This is a genomic window from Rhodococcoides kyotonense (assembly GCF_900188125.1).
GTDB classification, from domain to species: Bacteria; Actinomycetota; Actinomycetes; order Mycobacteriales; family Mycobacteriaceae; genus Rhodococcoides; species Rhodococcoides kyotonense.
This window is the reverse complement of the sequence record NZ_FZOW01000006.1, coordinates 157,735-177,912: the sequence shown is the minus strand read 5'-3', so window position 1 is coordinate 177,912 and position 20,178 is coordinate 157,735. Positions and strand designations below refer to the sequence as shown.

Annotated in this window: 17 protein-coding genes; 11 read left to right on the top strand and 6 right to left on the bottom strand. The window is 64.7% G+C overall.

Features of this window, described 5'->3' with window-relative positions:
- Nucleotides 1–110 precede the first annotated feature (110 nt).
- Nucleotides 111–1,835 (top strand): PEP-utilizing enzyme, encoded by a 1,725-nt coding sequence (locus tag CHB96_RS12225; RefSeq protein WP_089246772.1) that lies wholly within the window; start codon nt 111–113, stop codon nt 1,833–1,835.
- Nucleotides 1,832–2,845: an NADP-dependent oxidoreductase gene (locus CHB96_RS12220; protein ID WP_089246447.1), complete on the top strand. Its 1,014-nt coding sequence runs from the start codon at nt 1,832–1,834 to the stop codon at nt 2,843–2,845. The genes CHB96_RS12225 and CHB96_RS12220 overlap by 4 nt, the downstream gene beginning before the upstream one ends.
- Before the next feature lie 14 nt (nt 2,846–2,859).
- Here the strand turns inward: CHB96_RS12220 and CHB96_RS12215 are convergent, their stop codons facing one another.
- Nucleotides 2,860–3,459, bottom strand: a complete 600-nt coding sequence (locus CHB96_RS12215; RefSeq protein ID WP_089246445.1) for a histidine phosphatase family protein — start codon at nt 3,457–3,459, stop codon at nt 2,860–2,862.
- Between the two features lie 23 nt (nt 3,460–3,482).
- On the bottom strand, nt 3,483–5,030 hold the full coding sequence (locus tag CHB96_RS12210) for an AMP-binding protein (RefSeq protein WP_089246770.1): 1,548 nt from the start codon (nt 5,028–5,030) through the stop codon (nt 3,483–3,485).
- A gap of 206 nt (nt 5,031–5,236) precedes the next feature.
- Between CHB96_RS12210 and CHB96_RS29960 the strand changes: the two genes are divergently transcribed.
- From CHB96_RS29960 to CHB96_RS12185, 6 genes are read left to right on the top strand one after another with little or no spacing between them, the layout of a single operon-like run.
- Nucleotides 5,237–6,265 (top strand): thiamine pyrophosphate-dependent dehydrogenase E1 component subunit alpha, encoded by a 1,029-nt coding sequence (locus CHB96_RS29960; protein ID WP_245865536.1) that lies wholly within the window; start codon nt 5,237–5,239, stop codon nt 6,263–6,265.
- Between the two features lie 18 nt (nt 6,266–6,283).
- Nucleotides 6,284–7,309 carry an alpha-ketoacid dehydrogenase subunit beta gene (locus tag CHB96_RS29955; protein ID WP_217899946.1) on the top strand — a complete coding sequence of 342 codons (1,026 nt, stop codon included), beginning with the start codon at nt 6,284–6,286 and terminating at the stop codon, nt 7,307–7,309.
- Entirely contained in the window at nt 7,306–8,694 is a 1,389-nt protein-coding gene (locus tag CHB96_RS12200; protein WP_245865533.1) for a dihydrolipoamide acetyltransferase family protein, read from the top strand. Before CHB96_RS29955 ends, CHB96_RS12200 begins: the two co-directional genes overlap by 4 nt.
- Nucleotides 8,695–8,696: 2 nt before the next feature.
- Nucleotides 8,697–9,083: a Zn-ribbon domain-containing OB-fold protein gene (locus tag CHB96_RS12195; RefSeq protein WP_089246443.1), complete on the top strand. Its 387-nt coding sequence runs from the start codon at nt 8,697–8,699 to the stop codon at nt 9,081–9,083.
- A complete protein-coding gene (locus tag CHB96_RS12190; RefSeq protein ID WP_089246441.1) occupies nt 9,080–10,228 on the top strand; it encodes a thiolase family protein in 1,149 nt (382 codons plus the stop codon). The genes CHB96_RS12195 and CHB96_RS12190 overlap by 4 nt, the downstream gene beginning before the upstream one ends.
- A 15-nt stretch (nt 10,229–10,243) precedes the next feature.
- A complete protein-coding gene (locus tag CHB96_RS12185) occupies nt 10,244–11,491 on the top strand; it encodes an acyl-CoA dehydrogenase family protein (protein WP_089246439.1) in 1,248 nt (415 codons plus the stop codon).
- A gap of 4 nt (nt 11,492–11,495) precedes the next feature.
- Here CHB96_RS12185 and CHB96_RS12180 read toward each other — a convergent pair whose 3' ends face one another.
- The 3 genes from CHB96_RS12180 to CHB96_RS12170 are packed head-to-tail and all read right to left on the bottom strand — an operon-like array spanning nt 11,496 to nt 15,744.
- A complete protein-coding gene (locus CHB96_RS12180) occupies nt 11,496–12,581 on the bottom strand; it encodes an acyl-CoA dehydrogenase family protein (protein ID WP_245865531.1) in 1,086 nt (361 codons plus the stop codon).
- Entirely contained in the window at nt 12,578–15,121 is a 2,544-nt protein-coding gene (locus CHB96_RS12175) for a putative PEP-binding protein (RefSeq protein WP_089246437.1), read from the bottom strand. Before CHB96_RS12175 ends, CHB96_RS12180 begins: the two co-directional genes overlap by 4 nt.
- Nucleotides 15,118–15,744, bottom strand: coding sequence for a hypothetical protein (locus tag CHB96_RS12170; protein ID WP_089246435.1), 627 nt, complete (start codon nt 15,742–15,744; stop codon nt 15,118–15,120). The genes CHB96_RS12175 and CHB96_RS12170 overlap by 4 nt, the downstream gene beginning before the upstream one ends.
- A gap of 259 nt (nt 15,745–16,003) precedes the next feature.
- Between CHB96_RS12170 and CHB96_RS12165 the strand changes: the two genes are divergently transcribed.
- Together CHB96_RS12165 and CHB96_RS12160 are read left to right on the top strand one after the other, a co-directional pair.
- Complete coding sequence (locus CHB96_RS12165) at nt 16,004–17,446, top strand: aldehyde dehydrogenase family protein (protein ID WP_089246433.1); 1,443 nt, start codon at nt 16,004–16,006, stop codon at nt 17,444–17,446.
- Between the two features lies 1 nt (nt 17,447).
- On the top strand, nt 17,448–17,921 hold the full coding sequence (locus CHB96_RS12160) for a nuclear transport factor 2 family protein (RefSeq protein ID WP_089246431.1): 474 nt from the start codon (nt 17,448–17,450) through the stop codon (nt 17,919–17,921).
- Between the two features lies 1 nt (nt 17,922).
- Here CHB96_RS12160 and CHB96_RS12155 read toward each other — a convergent pair whose 3' ends face one another.
- Nucleotides 17,923–18,450 carry a VOC family protein gene (locus CHB96_RS12155; protein ID WP_245865558.1) on the bottom strand — a complete coding sequence of 176 codons (528 nt, stop codon included), beginning with the start codon at nt 18,448–18,450 and terminating at the stop codon, nt 17,923–17,925.
- Between the two features lie 170 nt (nt 18,451–18,620).
- Between CHB96_RS12155 and CHB96_RS12150 the strand changes: the two genes are divergently transcribed.
- On the top strand, nt 18,621–20,168 hold the full coding sequence (locus CHB96_RS12150; protein ID WP_089246429.1) for a sugar ABC transporter ATP-binding protein: 1,548 nt from the start codon (nt 18,621–18,623) through the stop codon (nt 20,166–20,168).
- Nucleotides 20,169–20,178 lie beyond the last annotated feature (10 nt).

The following is a 20,178-nucleotide window of genomic DNA, read 5'->3' as shown; positions in this document are numbered from 1 at the left end:
CCAGCGGATACAGTCTTGCATGTAGAGTGTCGGACGTCACAGTGTTTTGTGAATTCGATGTCTAGTAACTGGTTCGCCGGCCTACGGTGACGACAGAGACGAGAAGTGAAGTGGCCGAACAGCGTTGGTTGGTCGATACCGTTCCCAGTACTCGGTTGCCGGTGTACACGCGCCTCAATGCGAGCGATGTATTGTCCGATCCCATCACCCCACTCGGTGCGGATCTCGGCTGGATCCAGAACATTCTGCCAGGGTGGAACTTCGGCTACGCGAGCCTCGGCAGCTACTCGCTCGCGGAGAAGCCGGACGTGGCTGCGTCGTCGGGCATCTTCTACGGCCACCTCTACATCAATCTGTCGATGTCGCGCTTGGTCGGAATCAGAGGCGGGCTTCCGGTCGAACTCGTCGACCAGCTCTTCTACGGCGGTGATCCGAACATCCCCGCCTACGTCGGCCATCCCGACGACGAGAATGCCGACGCGACAGCCCGTTTGAAGGAACGGAACGCGTGGGCGCTGTCCACGGAGACATTTCCCGAGCTCGAAGAGGATCGAGTGCTCGCAGATCGGCTACGCAGTGAACGACCTGACCTTGCGACTCTGACCCCGGCAGCACTCGTTGCCCGGGCCCGGTCGGTGATGCCCCTCGAGCGGGTGGCGTGGCGCGGCGAGGTCGTTGCGACCAACAGTGCGGCCGTCGGCCCCGCCGTTCTCGGACAGTTGTTGGGCGCCGATCGGCAGGACCTCGTCGTCGCGCTCATCGGCGCGGCCGGTGACGTCGACTCGGCGCTCCCGTCCTACGCGCTGTGGGAGCTGGGCCGTCTCGTGCGGAGCAACGACGAACTGATGGAGGTCTTCGACGCGGGCCTCGACGGAATCGGTGCTCGAATCGCCGGACTCGACAGCAAGTTCGACGCCATGGTGGACAGATTCCTGCTCGATTTCGGCTACCGCGGGCCGAACGAGTGGGACCTCGGATCCGTGTCGTGGGAGACGCAGCCTCAGCTCGTCTTCGGCCTCGTCGAGAGGCTGCGGCTACAGGACGACTCCGCCTCGCCGTCCGACCGACGTGCCGATCATGCGGCGAGCACCGAGGACGCGCTCGCACAGGCGAGAGCGATCGTCGGTGAAGACGACGAGGGGCAGGCCACGCTCACGGCTGCGCTTGCATCCGCACGTCGGTTCGCGGCATGGCGCGAACGAGCGAAGACCAACTGCATCAAGGTTCTCCACGAGGCCAGGGTTCCGCTCGTAGAACTCGGACGGCGACTGCATTCCGACGGCCACCTCGAATCGGCAGACCACGTCTTCATGGCGGTCGACGACGAATTGGACGCCCTCGCCACCGCGCCGGAATCGATGAAAGAAACTCTGGCAGTGCGGCATCGAGAATGGAAGCAGCTGTTCGGACTCGAACTGCCCACGTTCCTCGATACACGTGAACCACTACCGGCTCTCTCGACACTCGGCCGCCGAGGTCACTCGACGGTCGAACCAGCGAAGCAAGGCGAGATGCTGCACGGTTCGGGTGCATCACCCGGTATCACGCGCGGTCGTACTCGCGTGATCACATCGATGGCGAAGCTCGACGAGTTCGAAGCCGGGGAGATTCTCGTCGCTCCGCAAACCGATCCGTCGTGGACTCCGTTGTTCATGGTGTCGGCCGGCGCGATCACCGACGTCGGCGCGATGGGCTCACATGCGATGATCGTGAGTCGTGAGCTCGGAATACCCTGTGCAGCAGGTGTTCCCAATGCGACGCGTCGCATCCCGAACGGTGCGCTCGTGGAGATCGACGGCTCGAAGGGCACTGTCACCATCGTGGAACTGCCATGACGACGAATACGGCGACCACGAGTCGCGCGGTCTTCCTGGCCGAGCGGCCGGCCTCGGGTGATCCTCGCCCCGAGCACTTCGAGGTCCGCGACCTTGCTGTCCCGCGGCCGGGCCCCGGACAGGTGTTGGTCCGCAACCTGTTCATGAGCGTCGATCCGTCGATGCGCGGGCGACTCGGAACGTCGGAGATGCACTACACCACCAACTTCGAGGTGGGTGCGCCGCTCGACGGGTCTGCGCTCGGAGTCGTTCTCGAGGGTACCGACGACGTACCGGCCGGGTCGTACGTGCGTCATCGGCTCGGGTGGCGCGAACACGCTGTGGTCGACCTCTCCGCTGCCGCCGTGATCGATCCGCGCGGAACCGACCTGCATCATTGGCTCGGAATTCTCGGTCAGACCGGGTTCACTGCGTACTGCGGTCTCGTACGGGCAGGCGAGCTTCGGGCCGCTGACACGGTGTTCGTCTCCGCAGCGGCAGGTGCCGTCGGAAGTGCGGCAGGGCAATTCGCACGGTTGCTCGGTGCGTCACGTGTGATCGGCAGCGCCGGTGGACCGGACAAGGCGGCACTGTTGACCGATCGACTCGGTTTCGATGCGAGCATCGACTACCGGGACGGGCCGATCGGTTCGTCTCTGCGTGCCGCGGCACCGGACGGCCTCGACCTCTACTTCGACAACGTCGGTGGCGATCATCTTGTCGCCGCACTGTCTTCGCTTCGGCAACGTGGGCGGGTGGCCCTGTGCGGCATGATGTCGAACGGGGGACCGGACCAGCCCCGGATCGATCATCTGATGAGCGCCATTCTGAAACGAATCACCATACGAGGCTTCATCGTTCGTGACCACGAGGATCTGCGAGCGGAATTCGAGGACCGCGTCACCGGTTGGCTGGCATCAGGCACGCTGATAGCCGAGTCCACCGTTCACGACGGGCTCGACAACGCGGTCGACGCCTTCTTGTCCATGCTGAACGGCGGCAATGTCGGCAAGATGCTGGTTCGCTTGTAGAAAGAGTGCCGGTGTCACCGCGTGATCGTGCCGCGGAGGTGTGCGGTGTCGTTGATCGACGCCACGACCACGACACCGGAGTCCAATTTCTGCACCCGAGCCACCGATGTGTAGGCAGGGTTGTGCCAGAACGTCTTCGGCATCTCCAGTACGTCGGCTACAGCTGCATTGATGATGCCGCCGTGAGCGACGGCGATGACTCGCCCCGTCGGATATAGATCGAAGATCTGCTCGAGCGCCGACCGTGCCCGCACGCGAAACTTGGACAGATCGAGGCCGGGAACGTAGTCCTCGAAGCGACCCTCCGACACCGCCCGCAGTTGCGGGTTGTCCGGGTCCATGTCCTCGAGGGCCATGTAGTTCTCCGGGCTGATGTCGTCGTCCCATTCCCGTAGATCCTCCAGGACGAGGTCGACGGTGCGCTCCATCCCGGCCGCCAGCTCGTCGGCAGTCTGTCGAGCGCGGACGAACGGGCTGGAGACGATCGCGTCGATCTGCTCGTGACGCAACCAGGTGGCGAGTCGACGGGCATCGGCGATTCCCGCAGGTGCAAGGGCGGGGTTACGGACATGGGACACGGGTTGACCGTGCCGGACGAACAGAACCTCGATCATGTGTGCCTCTCGTGAGTGCCGAATCAGCCGGCGATGGTGCGATCGGTACTCCAATACGGAGCACGCAGTGCTTTCTTGTCGAGCTTGCCCATGACGTTGCGCGCCAACTCCTCGACGACGACGTACCTCTTCGGGCATTTGTACGACGCCATCTCGTCTTTCGCGAAACGGGCGAGGCCGTCGACGTCCAGCGTAGAGCCGGGTCGCGGGACCACGAGCGCCAGAAGGGATTCGCCCAGATCGTCGTCCGGTACCCCGATGATCGCGATCTCGGCGACGTCGGGGTGGGCCGCCAGAACGCGTTCGCTCTCGGCCGGGTAGAGGTTGACGCCGCCCGAGACCACCATGTCGGCCACTCGGTCGGTGATGAACACGTATCCGTCGTCGTCCACGTATCCGACATCGCCCAGGGTGGCTACGTCCGGGAGAATGTATGCGGCGGCGGTCTTCTCGGGATCGGCGTGGTACTCGACGCGTCGATCGGGTGGCGTTCTGAATCCCAGCACCCCGACCTCCCCGCGGCCGAGTTCCACGCCGTCGGATCCGACGACGACAACCTCGAACGGTGGCACGGTCCGGCCGACCGAGCGGGGGTGTGCCAGCCATTCGGTCGAGTCGATCCGGCAGACCGTTCCGATCTCGCTGCCGCCGTACGACTCGATCAGCACGGGGCCGAACCAGTCGATCATCGACCGTTTGACGTCGGGAGCGCACGCGGATCCCGTGTGCGCGACGTAGTCCAGGCTGGTCACGTCGTAGCGGGATCGCACGTCGTCGGTGAGCGCCAGCAGGCGTTGGAAGTGAGTGGGAACCATCAGCGTGGATGTCACGCGGTGGGCGTCGATCAGTGCGAGCGTGCGTTCGGCGTCGAACCGGCCCATGATGACGACGGGGCGGCCGGACAGCAGGTGCCGAACCGAGGTCAAGGGGCCATTGTGTTGCAGCGGCCCGACGACCAGGTGCACGCCGTCCGGATACCCCGATCGTGCCGACACGGCGTCGGCGAATTCTTGCGCTGTCTGTGCCGGGGCAGGCAGCCAGCGCACTTCGGTTCCGCGCGCCCGGCCGGTGGTGCCGGAGGTGTAGACCAAGGGCGGTCGCGCACGGCGAGCATTCGAAGCTTCGCAATTCGGTTGGTTGCTCAGCGGCACAACAAGATCCGACCATGGCACGGTGCCGTTGTCGGCGGAGTGATTGTGGACCACGACCGCTCGAAGCCCGACCTTCGAACCGGCTCGGGCGGACGAAGCGAAGCCGCCGGGGCCGGTCACGAGTGCGACGGATCCCGAGTCGAGCAGTTGGTCGGCCATCTCGTGTGGTTTGAGTTGTCGTGATACTGCGACGGTTCCCACGCCACGCGCGATGCCCGCGACGTGCGACAGCAGTGTTTCGACGGTGTTCTCGCCGACGACCGCGACTCGGTCGTCCGAGTGCGGGGCCAGTTCGAGAAGCTGATCTCCGAGACCGTCGAGTGTGTTCGCCACCTCGGCCCAGGTCAGCGAACGGTAGTCGTCCACAAGCGCCACGCCGTCGGGTTCCGCGGCCGCTCGATCTCGTATTCGGTCGAGCATCTGGATGTCCTCCACTTGGTAGGTTCTACGAGAGTTCGCCGCCCGGGCTCATCGTGCGTTTTACTGGACATCAAGTCAAGTAAGAAACTTTTGCCCGATTGGGCCACTAACTCCATAGTGATTCTACTTACACTGGGCTAGTGTTTGGGTGATACTGAACGTGAAGTCAACAAACTCCTTCCGAGAATCAGGATGAGGTGCACGTGGTGACTGCAACCGCGACGAATGTCGGCCGTGAGGCCGTGGAGCCGGTGGGATCCGAAGATCCGACGCCCAGCAGGGAAATCGTTCTGGATCTGCACCGACGCATGGTTCGTATCCGGCAGTTCGAAACCGAAGCAGGTCGACTCATGGAGGGCGGCAAGCTTCCCGGATTCCTCCATCTCTACGTCGGTCAGGAGGCCGTTGCAGCGGGAGCGATGAGCAATCTTCGCGACTCGGACCAGATCTCCTCGACTCACCGCGGGCATGGACATGCTGTTGCGAAGGGTGCTCAGTTTCGGCAGATGTTCGCCGAACTGTTCGGCCGCGTCGACGGTTACTGCAAAGGTCGTGGTGGTTCGATGCACATCAACGACCTGTCGATCGGCATGCTCGGCGCGAACGGAATCGTGGGCGGCGGCATCCCCATTGCAGTCGGCGCCGCATTCGCAGCGAAGTACCGCGGTGAGGATTCCGTCGCCATCCCCTTCTTCGGCGACGGCGCCAGCAACATCGGTGCCTTCCACGAGGCCGCGAACATGGCAGGCATCCTGGAACTTCCCGTCGTGTTCGTCTGCGAGAACAACGGCTACGCCGAGTTCACCGCACTCCGTGACCACATGAAACTCGACAACGTGGCCGATCGCGCTGCCGCGTACGGTTTTCCGAGCGAGATCTGCGACGGAATGGATGCGATCGCGGTCCGGGCCGCAGTCGGGCGTGCGGTCGAACGGGCCCGTGCGGGAGGCGGTCCGACACTGGTCGAGGCCAAGACCTATCGGTACTACGACCACCAGGGCGTCAAGGGTCTGCGCAAGACCTACCGCACCCAGGAAGAGGTCGAAGCCTGGCGGGAACGCGATGCGATCAAGCTCCTCGAGGCGCGCGCCGTTGCCGAGGGCATCGTGACCGAGGCGGAGTTCGCGCAAGTGTGGGCGGAGGTCGACGCCGACATCACCGAATCCGTGGCCTTTGCCGAAGCCAGCCCGTTCCCAGACGTGGCCGACTTCGCCCTCAACGTCTACAGCGACTGACCCGAAAGAGCCGAATCCATGTCCACTGCACTTGCTTCCACGACGCCGGCCGATGCAGGAACTGCCCGGGTCACCACCTACGTCAAGGCCTACAACGAGGCCGTCGCACAGGTCATGCGCGAGGACGACGATGTCTTCGTCATCGGTGAGGACGTCGCTGCGTACGGCGGCGTCTTCCATATGTACGACGGCTTGCTCGCCGAATTCGGCACGCGGCGCATGGTCGACACACCCATCGCCGAGATGGGATTGATCGGACTCGGCGTCGGCGCCGCGGCCCGCGGATTGCGGCCGATCGTCGACATCATGTTCATGGACTTTCTCGCCGTCGCTCTCGATCAGGTGGTGAACCAGGCCGCCAAGATGAAGTTCATGTACGGCGGTGAGGTCAAGGTGCCCATGGTCATCTCGGTGGCCTACGGAGCCGGAGTCAGTGCGGGCGCACAACATTCGCAGAGTCTGGAGAGCTGGCTCGCCCACACGCCCGGTCTCAAGGTGGTCATGCCGTCGAACGCGTACGACGCCAAGGGCCTCATGGTGTCGGCGGTACGGGATGACAATCCAGTCGTGTTCATGCTGAACAAAGTGCTCCTCGGAGCTCGCAGCGAGGTGCCGGAAGAGGTGTACTCGATTCCGCTCGGGCAGGCGTCGATTCCCCGAGAGGGCGACGACGTCACCATCGTCGCGTTCGGACGCATGGTCACCGAGGCTCTTGCCGCGGCGGACATCCTTGCCGAATCCGGAGTGTCGGTGGAGGTCGTCGACCCACGAACGGTCCAGCCACTCGACACGGCGGCCGTCGTGAAGTCGGCGTCGAAGACCAATCGCATACTCGTGGTGCACGAGGCTGTCACGTTCGGTGGAATCGGAGCCGAGGTCGCCGCGCAGATTCAGGAAGAAGCGTTCGACTATCTCGACGCGCCTGTTCTGCGAATCGGTGCACCGTTCACGCCGGTGCCGTTCAGCACTCCGCTCGAATCCGCCTACGTGCCGGATGCCGACCGCATCGTGGCCGGGGCACGACGCCTGCTCGAAAGGAAATGACCGTGGCTCAGGAGATCGTGCTGCCGAAGTTGGGGCTCACGATGCAGGAGGGCGTCATCGGCGAGTGGTTGGCGCAGTCGGGACAGCACATAGGAACGGGTGATGTCCTCGTTCGGCTCGAGACCGACAAAGTCGAGGTCGACGTCGAAGCCGAGGGCAGCGGTATCTTGGCGACGACGGCAAGAGCCGGCGATGTGTTACCGGTCGGCACGGTGATCGGGTGGCTGCTCGCCGACGGCGAGGCTGTGCCCGGCGGCGCATCTGCTCCCACGGAACCAGTGAACAGCCATGCAGCAGAATCTGTTTCGGAGGCCGCGTCGGCTCCGATTGCGGCACTGAACGGCACCCGGATCAAGTCGTCGCCGAACGCCCGCCGGGTCGCGGCCGCGTCGAACGTGGACCTCGCTGCGATCCGGGGCACCGGTCCTGGTGGGCGGATCGTTTCGGAGGATGTCGAGGAGTATGCGGCGTCGGTTCCGGTCGCGGAACCCGCACGGGCCGTGTCCGATTCCGCCGCGCGGTTCGTGGGGCCGATCGTTCGCCGCCGCGCGAGCGAACTGGGAGTCGACCTGGCCGACGTGGTCGGATCGGGTGTCGGTGGTCGGGTCACGACCGCCGATGTGGAGCGAGCTGCCGGTTCCGAAGCGCCGACCCCGAGCGCCACCGTCGTAGGACACGTCGCAGGTCCACAGCCGGGCGATGTCATTCCCCTGAAGGGAATGCGAGGGGCGATCGCGCGCAACATGATCGACAGCTTGCAGACGATGGCTCAGCTCACTCACGGTTACGAAGTGGACGTGACCGAGCTGGTCGCAGTACGCGATCGACTGAAAGCCGAGACCGCCGAGATCGGTGCGAAACCACCGAGCCTCAACGATTTCGTCGTCAAGGCAGCGGCACTGGCACTGCGCGAACACCCGATCCTCAATGCTGGCATTTTCGGCGACGAGATCACCCTGTTCTCCTCGATCGACATCGGTGTCGCCGTCGCCGTTCCGGGCGGACTCGTCGTTCCGGTCGTTCGCGGAGCCGACTCGTTGTCGGTCGGCGAGATCGCGGGCCGGACGAGTGCCCTCGCCTCGGCGGCGCGTGGCAACACTCTCGGACTCTCCGACATGGAAGGTGCCACCTTCTCGGTGAGCACGCTCGGCGCCTACGGCGTCGACTTCTTCACACCCGTCGTCAATCCGGGCAATGTCGCGATTCTCGGGGTCGGTCGGGTGAAGGACGGCTTCCGTTGGGAGGGAGACACTCCCGTGCGTACACGAGTTCTCACTCTCAGCCTGACGTTCGATCATCGTGCGGTCGACGGCGCGCCTGCCGCCGACTACCTGAAATCCGTTGCGGCGATACTGGGTCGGCCACTCCGTCTGCTCGCAGGATAGCTATGGACCGGCCCGTGATCGACGCATCGTTGTTCGCGTCGTTGGAACCACCGCTGCTCGTCGGCAGCAGGTGCGTCGGATGTGACGTGGTGGTGTTTCCGGCGACGACGCGATGTCCGGCGTGCGCCGCGGACACCGTCGAGCGACTGGCGCTGCCGGGTCGCGGCACCGTGTGGACATGGACCACACAGTCGTTCACGCCCAAGCCTCCGTACGAGACGCCGGAGTCGGGCTTCGAGGCATTTGCCGTCGGGTACGTCGATCTGGGTTCGGTCCTCGTCGAATCGAGGTTGGAGGGTGCTGTGGCCATCGGCGACGACGTGGAACTGGTCCTCACCGAGATCGGGTGCACGGAACTCGGTTTCGCGTTCCGAAAGGTCGAGTCGTGAGTGCGTCCGACGTGTACGTCGTCGGCGCCGGAATGCACGCCTTCGGTCGTCACGACGGCGTGTCAGGAATGGACATGGGGGAGCATGCCCTCCGGGCTGCGCTGGACGACGCCGGTATCACGTGGGCCGACGTGGACGCGGCCGTCGGCGGAAGCAACGTCTCCGGCAAGCCCGACTCTCTGGTGTCGAGGCTCGGGCTCACGGGCATTCCGTTCACTACGGTCCGAAACGGTTGTGCGACGGGCGGTGTCGCACTCGCGACGGCGGTCGACATGCTGCGCGCGCGGCGTGCGGATGTGGTCGCGGTGGTCGGGTTCGACAAACATCCTCGCGGCGCGTTCGGCTCCGATCCGGCGAACTACGGTCTTGGGCAGTGGTATGCACTCTCCGGAATGATGGTCACCACTCAGTACTTCGCCATGAAGACACGACGGTACTTCCACCGGTACGGCCTCGACGACGCGTTGCTTGCGTCGGTATCGGAGCGAGCGTTCGCCAACGGTGCTGCACATCCCATGGCATGGCGACGGACTCCACTGACCGCTCAGCAGGTATCGGCGTCGCCCACCGTCAACGACCCGCTGACCCAGTACATGTTCTGCTCACCGGGAGAGGGCGGGGTCGCGTTGATACTGGCGCGCGCAGACCGAGCTTTCGACCTGTGCGAGAACCCGGTTCGTCTTGCTGCAGTCGATGTACGGACCCGACGGCCGGGCTCGTTCGAAGTGTTCTCGCCGTCGTTGTCCACCGATCCTGTCCACAGCCCGAGCATCGACGCCGCAGCTGCCGCGTTCGCGAGTGCCGGTGTGGGTCCGGCGGACGTGCACGTCGCGCAACTGCAGGACACCGACTCCGGCTCGGAGATCATCCACATGGCCGAGACCGGTCTGTGCGAGCACGGCGAGCAATCGGAACTTCTGGCGTCCGGTGCGACACACCACGACGGGAAGCTGCCGGTCAACACGGACGGAGGGTGTCTCGCAGGCGGTGAGCCCATCGGCGCATCCGGCCTGCGGCAGGTGCACGAGGTCGTCCGACAACTGCAGGGCCGTGCAGCAGGCAACTCGGTGCGTCGGCCGACCGTCGGATTCACTCATGTGTACGGCGCGCCGGGGATCTCGGCGTGCACGGTGCTGGCCGTCTGATTCGAAAGGCATTCTGTGACAACCACTGTCGATATCCCGGACACGGCCGAATTCGAGGAAGAAGTCCGGTCCTGGTTGAGCACGATTCTGCCGGTACGGCCGGAGCCGACGCCGGACGATCGTCCCGACTTGGCTGTCTTCCGCAACCTGTCGGACGAGGACGAGGCGACCCTGCTCGAGAACGTGCGCCATTACCGACGCCGACGATTCGACGCAGGCTACGGCGCCGTGACGCTGCCTATCGAACACGGCGGGCGAGGTCTGCCGTCGTCGTTCGCGTCGGTGATTGCGCGGGTGGAGCAGGAGTTCGCGGTACCAGCATCGACCGAACTGATCAGCGTGACCACAGGTCTCGTCGGCCCGGCTGTTGCGATGTTCGGATCCGACGAGCAGCGCTCGACCTACGCCGAGGCGTTGTTGCGCACCGACCTTCTGGCGTGCCAGCTCTTCAGTGAGCCAGGGGCTGGGTCGGACCTCGCTGCACTGAGCTGCCGGGGCGTGCGCGACGGGGACGGGTGGGTCTTCGACGGACAGAAGGTGTGGTCCTCGGGCGCCCGTTTCGCAGACTACGGAATGCTTTTGGCCCGTACGGACCCCGACGTGCCGAAACACAAAGGCATCACCGCCTTCTTGATCCCCCTCGACGCTCCCGGGGTCGAGATCCGTCCGATCCGGCAGATGAGCGGCGGTGCGTCGTTCAACGAGGTGTTCCTGCACGCTGTCCGGGTACCGGACAGCATGCGACTCGGGGGAGTGGGAGAGGGCTGGAAGGTCACAGGCGCCACACTGGCGTTCGAGCGCACTGCGTCGGGTTCGGTGACGCGAAAGAAGGGCGGCTCGGTCGTCGAACTCGTTGCGCTTGCACGGTCTCTCGGGGTGCTCGACGACCCAGTGGTCAGGCAGGAGATCGCCGACGTCTACATCCGCTCGGAACTTCGGGCCGCCACGGCCGATCGTGTGGCCGAGGCGTCGGCTGCTGGGGTCTCGCCAGGGCCCGCCGCATCGGTCGGCAAGCTCATGGCGTCGGATGTGCTGGGAAGGATCGGGGAGATCGCGGCAGATCTGTTGGGCGCGAACATCACCGCCGAGGTGGACGAGGACCAGTTCGCATGGACCGAGCATCTTCTGGGTAGCCCTGGTTACCGACTGGCAGGTGGCACGGACCAGATTCAGCGCAACATCATCGGCGAGCGTGTTCTCGGGCTCCCATCCGAACCACGGGAGAACCGCGATCAGCCCTGGTCGGGACGCGACCGACGCTGACGCGTCACCACGCGAGTGCGGTGGCGAGGCGCTCTCGATGGAAGGCGGCCCCGCCCAGCAGCTGTGCGTCCGCGCGTGCTCGACGAAAATACAGGTGGCAGTGATGTTCCCACGTGAAACCGATGCCACCGTGTAATTGCACGGCCTCGGCACTCACGGTTCGATACGCGTCCGAGCACCATGCCTGTGCCACCGCACTCGCTTCTGCTGCATCGATCGATCTGACGGCTCGTGTCACGGCCGACCGGCTCGATTCGACGAGAACCAACAGGTCGGCAAGAGTGTGCTTCACGCTCTGGAAGCTTCCGATCGCTCGACCGAACTGACGGCGTTCCTTCGTGTAGGACACCGTGTGATCGAGGCTCGCTTGCGCGCCGCCCAGTTGCTCGGCGGCCAGCACGATGCACGCGGTGTGCAGAGCGGGAAACACTGCTGCTCCGGCACTTCCGCCTGCTGTGGCTCGTCGGGCAGGTGTATGCGTGAGTCGAACGGAGGACTGAGCTCGGGACAGGTCCAAGGTTCTGAGCGGCGCGATTTCCACCCCGGTAGCCGAGGCGTCGACGACGAAGACATCTGGTCCGTCGGCAGTGTCGGCGACGACCACAAGCCAGCGTGCGCCTGCCGCACCGAGCACCGTCGGTGCCCGACCGGTCAAGGTCCATCCCGACGACGTCTCGGTTGCGGTGAACAGCGCGACGTCCGGTGACCACCACCCCTTTCGATCGAGTCCGGCAAAGGCTGCGGGTACGCCACCGGCGATGTCGGCGATCACGTCGTCCACGTCGATTGCGCCGAGAAGCGCCTGGCCCGCCAGCACGGTCGACAGAAACGGCACCGGCATGAGCGTCGCGCCCAGTTCCTCTGCCACGACGGTCAATTCGGGCAAGGCCCCTAGGCCGCCACATCGTTCGGGTAGTCCGAGGGCGCCGATACCGATCTGTTCGGCCAACACCGACCACGCTCGTGCGTCCCATCCGGGCCCCGACGGATCGAGGGCACGGCAGAGATCGTGCCCACCGACGTCGGCAGTCGCGGCCCGAACCGAGGATCGAAGTGCGTCGAGTTCGGTGAGCATCGAGGACGACGTCATGAGCAGGCAAGCGTCGCGTGTGCAGCTGCCAAGCGTGCGACGGGCACACGCCTCGGTGAACACGACACGTAGTGCAGACCGACCGAGTCGATGAACGAGATCGACTCGGGATCTCCGCCGTGCTCACCGCACACACCCAACTTGACGTTCGGCCGAGCACGTCGTGCCGCGTCGGCTGCCATCGTGATCAGCGCCCCGACACCGTCGCGGTCGAGCACGGCGAACGGGCTGTCGCTGACGAGACCATGCTCGAGATAGTGGGTCAGCATGGTCTTCTCGACGTCGTCGCGTGAGAACCCGTAGGTGAGCTGGGTCAGGTCGTTCGTGCCGAACGACAGGAACTGAGCATCTGCTGTCAGTGCTCCGGCAAGCAGTGCTGCCCGAGGGGTTTCGACCATGCTGCCGACGTCGTACGGCACCTTGACGCCGGTGTCCGCCGCGACGTCTCGTGCCGCGCGGTCGACCTGTGCGATGGCCTCGGCCAGTTCGCCCGGCAGCGACACCAAGGGGATCATGACCTCGAGTTTCGGGGAAAGGCCTTCGGAGTTCACCGTCATCCAGGCACGAAAGAGCGCCTCGGCCTGAGCGGGATACAGCCGTGTCTGCACCATGGCGAAGCGAACCCCGCGCAGCCCGAGCATCGGATTCGATTCGTGAGTTTCCGCTGCTCGCGCGGCCTGTGCTGCATCGCGGTAATGCCCGTCCGACGGCAGGAATTCGTGCAAGGGCGCGTCGAGCAGTCGGACGGTGATGGGCCGGTCGCCCACGACGCGAAGCAAGTCGGTGAAGTCCGACTGCTGCGCGTGGGTCAGGGCGGCAATGGCCTCGATCTCTTCGGCTTCGGTGTCGGCGAGAACCAGCCGTTGAACGAGAGGCAGCTGATCACCGAGGAACTGATGTTCGGTGCGGCACAAGCCGATTCCTTCGGCGCCCAATCGAAACGCGGTCGCTGCATCCTCGGCGTTGTCGGCGTTGGTGCGCACTCGGAGTCGGCGGATCTCGTCTGCCCATCCGAGAAGGAGTTCCAGTTCGGGCGACGGTTCTGCCGGCCGTATCGGGACGGCTCCGACGTAGATGTCACCGGTACGGCCGTTGATGGACACGACGTCGCCCTCGGACAGGGTGACGCCGTCGGCGGTCACCGTGCCCGCTCGCGGGTCGATGCGCAACGAGGTGACACCGCAGACCGCCGGGCGGCCTGCGCCGCGTGCGACCACCGCTGCATGTGAGGCAAGTCCGCCGTTCGACGTGAGCACGGCCGTGGCCGCGAGCAGGGCAGGAACGTCGGCGGGGCTGGTCTCCGACGCGACCAGTATCACGTCTCTGCCTTCGGCGGCAAGGTGTAGTGCTCGATCGCTCGACAGTGCGATCTCGCCGACGGCTGCGCCAGGCGATGCCGGAAGTCCGCGCGCGAGTAGCTGTTCCCTGCCGGTGACGGTGAGCTGGGCGTGCAGCAGGTCCTGCATGAGGTCGGGCTTCACCATTCGTACCGCATCACTGCGTTCGATCGAGCGCGCATTCGCGAGATCCACGGCGAGGTTGGTGACAGCGCGTGGACCTGGATGTTCGAGCGCTCCCGCGCTGAGCAGGGCGAGTTGCCGGTCGCGGACCTCGAACTCCACCTTCGCGACTGCACGTAGATGTGGTTCCAGGGTCGCGAAGATCTGATCGAGAATCTGGGTGCCGCCCGGCATGTGAGTGAGCGGTTCGCCCGGCCCCTGGTTGGGATCGGTGCGCCGAACACCGAGGTGAAAGACACCGTGGGGGGCGTACTTACCGGTGTCGAGATCTCGGCTGACGGCCGAACCATGCCCGGATTCGTTCCACGAGCCGAGTCGTAGAGCGCGAACATGCAGTGCGATGCCCATGTCCTCGGGCAGCGACAGTGCGCAGCGCGCCCGCTGGCCGCGGGGCGATGCCCACCGTGCCAGCATCGCCTTCGCGGCGAGTCCGAGCTGTTCGGCGGGATCGGCGGGAAACGGTGCGCCGGTGGTCGTCTCGATCAGGTCGAGAAGCGCAGGCACGCGGGCTCTGCTGTCCGGGTGGTCGTCGTCCAGGTCGTCGAGATCGTCGGTGTCGATCCCCAACGCGCCCTCGGCGACGAATCGAAGGTTCGCGGCCCACGAGTCGTAGATGTCCCGCTCGCGTCCGATCACTTCGACGAGCGCGTCGATGTTGCGACTCGACAACCCGATGACGGAGATCGCGGGTGGAAGTGCCGATACGGGAACCGGTGCGCTGCAACGGAGGTGCATCAGCATCGGTCTGCGCTCGGTACGAACCGCAGGCCAGATTCCCCGCACGGCCAGCTTTTCGAGCAGGTCGATCACGGTGTTCGCAGTTTCGCGTGTCTGCAGTCCGGCCCCTGATCCGATCGGGACGGTCAGGCCCGGAACCACCGGTAGTCCGAGGGCGACGAGATTGTCCATCTCGACGCCGTGGACACCCATCACGTCGGCGCCGAGTCCACGGGCCCGGCCCTGTCCGTACGGCACCGCCGCACGAGTGGACGAATGAACCGCGCTGTCGGACAGTGTCATTCGGCGGTACCGGAAACGAGCTTCTCCTCCAGCGCCTCGTCCTCGGCTCGGGTGAGTCCGAGCATCATCAAGAGATGTTGGTGGAGCCACATCCACACGGTGTGATAGCCGTCCGTGAGGGGTGATGTCAACGACGCGGTGTCACCATTGTCGAAACGCTCGAGGGCGACGATCAGGCGCTCGCGGTAGTCGAGCAAGACCGCACACTGTTTGCCTGTCCGTCGCAGCATCTTGGTCACGTCGGTGTGGATGTCCTCGAGATCGTCGCGAAGCTTCGCGTCGTACTGCGCGTCGGAATGATCGTTCGGCGAGCCGTCGGGGCGGCACTGCCACGCGGTGCAGAGCTCGCGCAGCCGGCGATTGACCGGAAGGAATGCGTGCAGTAGATCGGTCAGTGCGGTGCGCTCGTCGGATGCGTCGGGTAGCCGAACGATCGAGGCAGCGGCCGCGATGCCGGCCTGCGTGGGCATGACGACGGGCCCTTTGGCGACGGCGTCACCCGCGTCGATCACTCCTTGTAGTTCAGGGGTGATCGGGCCTCGAACCATTCCCTTGACTACCAGATCGACCAATTCGCTCGATGCGGTGGTCGGCTCGGACGTGTTGGTTGCGAGGTCGTTCATGGTGCTCCTCGAAGCAATGTCGGTCCCGACTCGGGACGAACGCGAACAGGTGATGTGAGCCAGCCGTCGCATGCAATGTGACGGTGCTCATAACCTACCCAAATAGCAGTGCTTGTCAAGAAACGAAACGGCCAACTATGTACAGACTTCGAAGCATTCCGTTACTTGACATTGAGTATGCTAAGTCGATTAGGCTCGGTGTGATGGCTGCCACTCGGCCGACGGGGCACGAGCGGGCACGGACGAAGCGAGGCGCCGCATGGACGATCGACACCAGCTCTACATCGACGGCAAGTGGGTCGACTCCTCGGGCGGCGGAACCATCGACGTGATGGAGGCTGCGACGGGTGAGCTGCTCGCTCGTGTTCCCTCGGGCACCGAACACGATGTGGACGACGCGGTAGCCGCGGCTCGGGCTGCATTCGGCGGGTGGTCTCGGTCGCCCGTCGACGAGCGGGTGTCGGTGCTGCGGCGGATCGCCGATGAGCTGAAAGCGCGCGAGGACGAGCTTGCCGAGACGATGGCCCGTGAGGTCGGAACGCCGATCGCGCGGTCGCGTTCCGTGCAGGTCGGTCTCGGTGTCACGATCTTTCGGTCGATGGCGGACATTCTCGAGACCACCTCGCTCGAGGAGCGCAGGGGCACATCCCTGATCCTCAAGGTCGGAATCGGTGTCGTCGGCGCGATCACTCCGTGGAACTACCCGCTCTACCAGCTGGCGGCGAAGGTTGCGCCGGCGATAGCGGCGGGCTGCACCACGGTGGTCAAGCCGAGCAGTGTTGCACCGCTGGCGGCCTTCGTCGTCGCCGAGATCGCGGAATCGATCGGGTTGCCGGCAGGAGTGCTCAACATCGTGACCGGTGCGGGAAGTCGAGTGGGCGAGCGATTGGCCGGACACCCCGACATCGACCTCGTGAGCCTGACCGGATCCACGTCTGCCGGTGCCAGGGTCGGGCAGGTGGCTGCAGCTGGGATCAAGAAAGTAACGTTGGAACTCGGTGGCAAGTCGGCGTTCGTGATTGCCCCTGATGCCGACATCGACGCCGCTCTCGCTGCCGCGGTACGCGGTTGTTACGTGAACAACGGCCAAACCTGCACGGCGACAACTCGCTTGTTGGTTCCGTCGGACCGTCTGGGTGAGGTCGAGGGCAAGTTGGTCGAACTCGTGGGTTCGCAGATCATCGGAGACCCCCTCGACGCCGCGACCGACATAGGACCCATGGCGTCACGCGAGCAGCAGCGATCGGTACTGCGGTACCTGTCGGAAGTCCCGTCCGACGCGAAGTTCCTCGTCGGTGGCCCGGGGGATGTCACCGGTCTGGACGACCGACTACGCTCCGGTTTCTTCGTCCGACCCACCGTGGTCAGTCGGGTGGACAACAACTCCGCGATCGCACGTGAAGAGGTGTTCGGGCCTGTCCTCACGGTCATTGCCTACGACGGCATCGACGAGGCGATCGCCATCGCGAACGATTCCGAGTACGGACTTTCGGGCGCGGTGTTCGCGGCCGACGACGACAAGGCGATCGCCATCGCGCGGAGGCTGCGTACCGGGCAGGTCTCCATCAATGGCGGTCGTTTCAACGCGAGCGCGCCGTTCGGCGGGATGAAGAAGTCGGGAATCGGCCGCGAACTCGGACCGGAAGGTCTCGACGAGTACTTCGAGAAGATCTCACTTCAACTACGGACGGAAGCGAACTGACATGAGCCTCGACGCACACCAACAGATCACGAAGCTGATGGCGCGCTTCGCGCGCGGAATCGACCTTCGCGACTGGGACCTGTACCGATCGGTGTTCACCGACGAGATCGAGATCGACTACACGAGCTATCGCGCAGGCAACGGCGGCATGTTCAAGGCGGAAGACTGGGTGCAGCGCGGGCGCATGTTGTTCCCCGGACTTGCTGCATCACAGCACTTCTTGTCCAACCTCGACATCACCGTCGATGGAGATCGAGGCACCGTCGTCTCGTACGTGCGCGCCGAGCACGTACTTCCGAACACCGCGGGCGACGCGGTGTTCACCATCGGCGGCTACTACACGGACTCCGTGGTGCTCGTCGGCGGTGAGTGGAGAATCTGCAAGAAACAGCTGACGGTCCTCTGGAACTCGGGGAATCCTCAGGTCCTCGCCATGGCCAGGGAGAGGGCCGCTGCTCTTCTGGAGGCTGCCTGATCTACATTTCGCGCACCGGGTTCGAGCCGTCCCAGTCGTCGGCCGCCCGGGCGACGCGTCGGTACAACTCGAGAATGGTCGGACGAGGTTCGTAGATCTCGACGAGGTGTCCGAGATCGGGTCGAGCGTCGTGAAACGCGAAGTTGTTGCCGTTCGGGGTGGTCGCGGTCAGCAGGGCAGGCCACCCCGCATCGGTGAATGTCCGTTGCTGGTCGGCGAACGATTCCACCATCATCGCGACGTGGTGGATTCGACCGACCGCCTGTGTCGTCTCGAAGAATGCTGCGGGCGCAGCCGAATGGGTTTCGACCAGTTCGATCTGAATGTGTCCCCACTGCCCGTAGGCCGAGGTGTGATCGAACTCGGCAGCACTTCCGTTCGGTCCGGTTGCCACGGTTATCGGATTGCGGCGCACGAAGAACGGGCCGGCTCCCGTCGTCTTCGCGAAGCGTTCGGCCGCCGCTCTGACGTCGTCCACTACGTAGGCCGTCTGCACGATCGCCCCGAGCCTGGGATCACCCACGGACATCATTCCTTTCTTAACTTTGATCCGACTAGAGATACTCGCACGCCGGCGGTTCTCTTATCGGCTGTTCGAGCGCATGAAATCGGGTCTGGACTTATCCCTGTACATAGTTAAGTATGACGTAGGTAACAAAAGCAGGGTTCAAGTAACTCACCTCACGTAGGTAGGCCTCCATGACAGATGCGCTGTGCATCACCGGGCTTTCGAAGACCTTTTCCAGTCAACGTGCACTCGACGGCGTCGATCTGTCGTTGGCACCCGGCGAGATTCGGGGCCTGGTGGGCCAGAACGGCTGTGGTAAGTCCACCCTCATCAAAGTGCTTGCGGGATATCACGACCCGGACGACGGTGCACGGATCGAAGTCGGCGGCGTGCAGCTGCATCTCGGGGTACCAGGAAGCGGCGAGGCGGCAGGGTTGCGGTTCGTCCATCAGGATCTGGGACTGGTCGAGAGCCTCGATGTCATCGACAATCTGGCGCTCGGACACGGGTACGCGACCACCGCCCTCGGGACGATCGACTTTCGCGCCGAACGACAACGCGCCAAGGCTGCGCTCGGGGAACTGGGATTGGACCTGCCTCTCGACAGACTCGCCGGATCGCTCAGCATGAGCGAACGAACGATGTTGGCCACGGCGAGAGCCGTGCAGGACCGATCCGGCACGACGTCAGTGCTGGTGCTCGACGAGCCCACCGCGAATCTACCTGCGGCAGAGGCGGTTCGGCTGTTCGACCTGGTTCGGCGCATCAGGGATCGTGGGGTCGCGGTGTTGTTCGTCTCGCACCACCTGGGCGAGGTCTTCACCCTGTGCGACACCGTCACCGTCATGCGTGACGGAAAGGTCGTCACCACGAGGCCGCTCGAAGATCTGGAGGAGTCCGGTCTGGTCGAACTCATGATCGGGCGTCGTGTCGAGGAATTCCTTGCGGAGCCCGAGGAGACCACCGAACGCGAAGGGGACCCGGTCTTCGAGGTCGAAGGACTCTCCTGCGGTGCGGTGCGGGATCTGGCGTTCACGATCCGTCCGGGTGAAGTTCTCGGGATTGCGGGCATCACCGGATCCGGTCGCGAGCAGATCGTGCCTGCGTTGTTCGGTGCCGAGAGTCGTGGAGGGACAGTGACCGTCGACCGGCGCGTCGTCGAGCCGGGTCGGCCCGATCTGGCGATGTCGGCGGGCATCGGATGTGTCCCGGCCGAGAGGTCGAGCAACGCCGCCTTTGCAGCAGCCTCGCTACGTGAGAACGTCTCCGTCGCCGATCCGTGGGCGTACACCCGTCGCGGCATGGTGAGTACCAAGCGAGAGAAATCCGATGTCGCGCACTGGCTCGAGCGGCTGGGCGTACGTCCGACGGGCGATACCGAACGCCCACTGGGCACCCTCAGCGGAGGCAATCAGCAGAAAGTGGTTCTCGCACGGTGGCTTCGCCGCACACCGAGGGTGCTGCTGCTCGACGAGCCGACCCAGGGGGTCGACATCGGAGCGAAAGCCGATATTCACGCACTCGTCGATTCGGTCGCGGAGTCCGGGGCGGCCGTGCTGGTGGTCTCCACCGATCACGGAGAGCTCACCCGTTTGTGCGACCGCGTGATCGTTCTGTCCGTCGGCAGCGTCGTCGACGACTTCGTCCGGCCGCGGATCGATCCGGATCGGTTGACCGCATCGACACTCAAGAAACCTGCCCTCGCGACCGCTGCCTACACCGGCGCTCGGAACCGGTGAAAGGATCACC

Coding starts and splice junctions, on each gene's coding strand:
- CHB96_RS29955 (WP_217899946.1), top strand. CDS start 6,284: ATGTCCACTGCACTTGCTTCCACGACGCCGGCCGATGCAGGAACTGCC.
- CHB96_RS12215 (WP_089246445.1), bottom strand. CDS start 3,459: ATGATCGAGGTTCTGTTCGTCCGGCACGGTCAACCCGTGTCCCATGTC.
- CHB96_RS12165 (WP_089246433.1), top strand. CDS start 16,004: ATGGACGATCGACACCAGCTCTACATCGACGGCAAGTGGGTCGACTCC.
- CHB96_RS12195 (WP_089246443.1), top strand. CDS start 8,697: ATGGACCGGCCCGTGATCGACGCATCGTTGTTCGCGTCGTTGGAACCA.
- CHB96_RS12170 (WP_089246435.1), bottom strand. CDS start 15,744: ATGAACGACCTCGCAACCAACACGTCCGAGCCGACCACCGCATCGAGC.
- CHB96_RS12200 (WP_245865533.1), top strand. CDS start 7,306: ATGACCGTGGCTCAGGAGATCGTGCTGCCGAAGTTGGGGCTCACGATG.
- CHB96_RS12180 (WP_245865531.1), bottom strand. CDS start 12,581: ATGACGTCGTCCTCGATGCTCACCGAACTCGACGCACTTCGATCCTCG.
- CHB96_RS12150 (WP_089246429.1), top strand. CDS start 18,621: ATGACAGATGCGCTGTGCATCACCGGGCTTTCGAAGACCTTTTCCAGT.
- CHB96_RS12220 (WP_089246447.1), top strand. CDS start 1,832: ATGACGACGAATACGGCGACCACGAGTCGCGCGGTCTTCCTGGCCGAG.
- CHB96_RS12160 (WP_089246431.1), top strand. CDS start 17,448: ATGAGCCTCGACGCACACCAACAGATCACGAAGCTGATGGCGCGCTTC.
- CHB96_RS12155 (WP_245865558.1), bottom strand. CDS start 18,450: ATGTCCGTGGGTGATCCCAGGCTCGGGGCGATCGTGCAGACGGCCTAC.
- CHB96_RS12210 (WP_089246770.1), bottom strand. CDS start 5,030: ATGCTCGACCGAATACGAGATCGAGCGGCCGCGGAACCCGACGGCGTG.
- CHB96_RS12175 (WP_089246437.1), bottom strand. CDS start 15,121: ATGACACTGTCCGACAGCGCGGTTCATTCGTCCACTCGTGCGGCGGTG.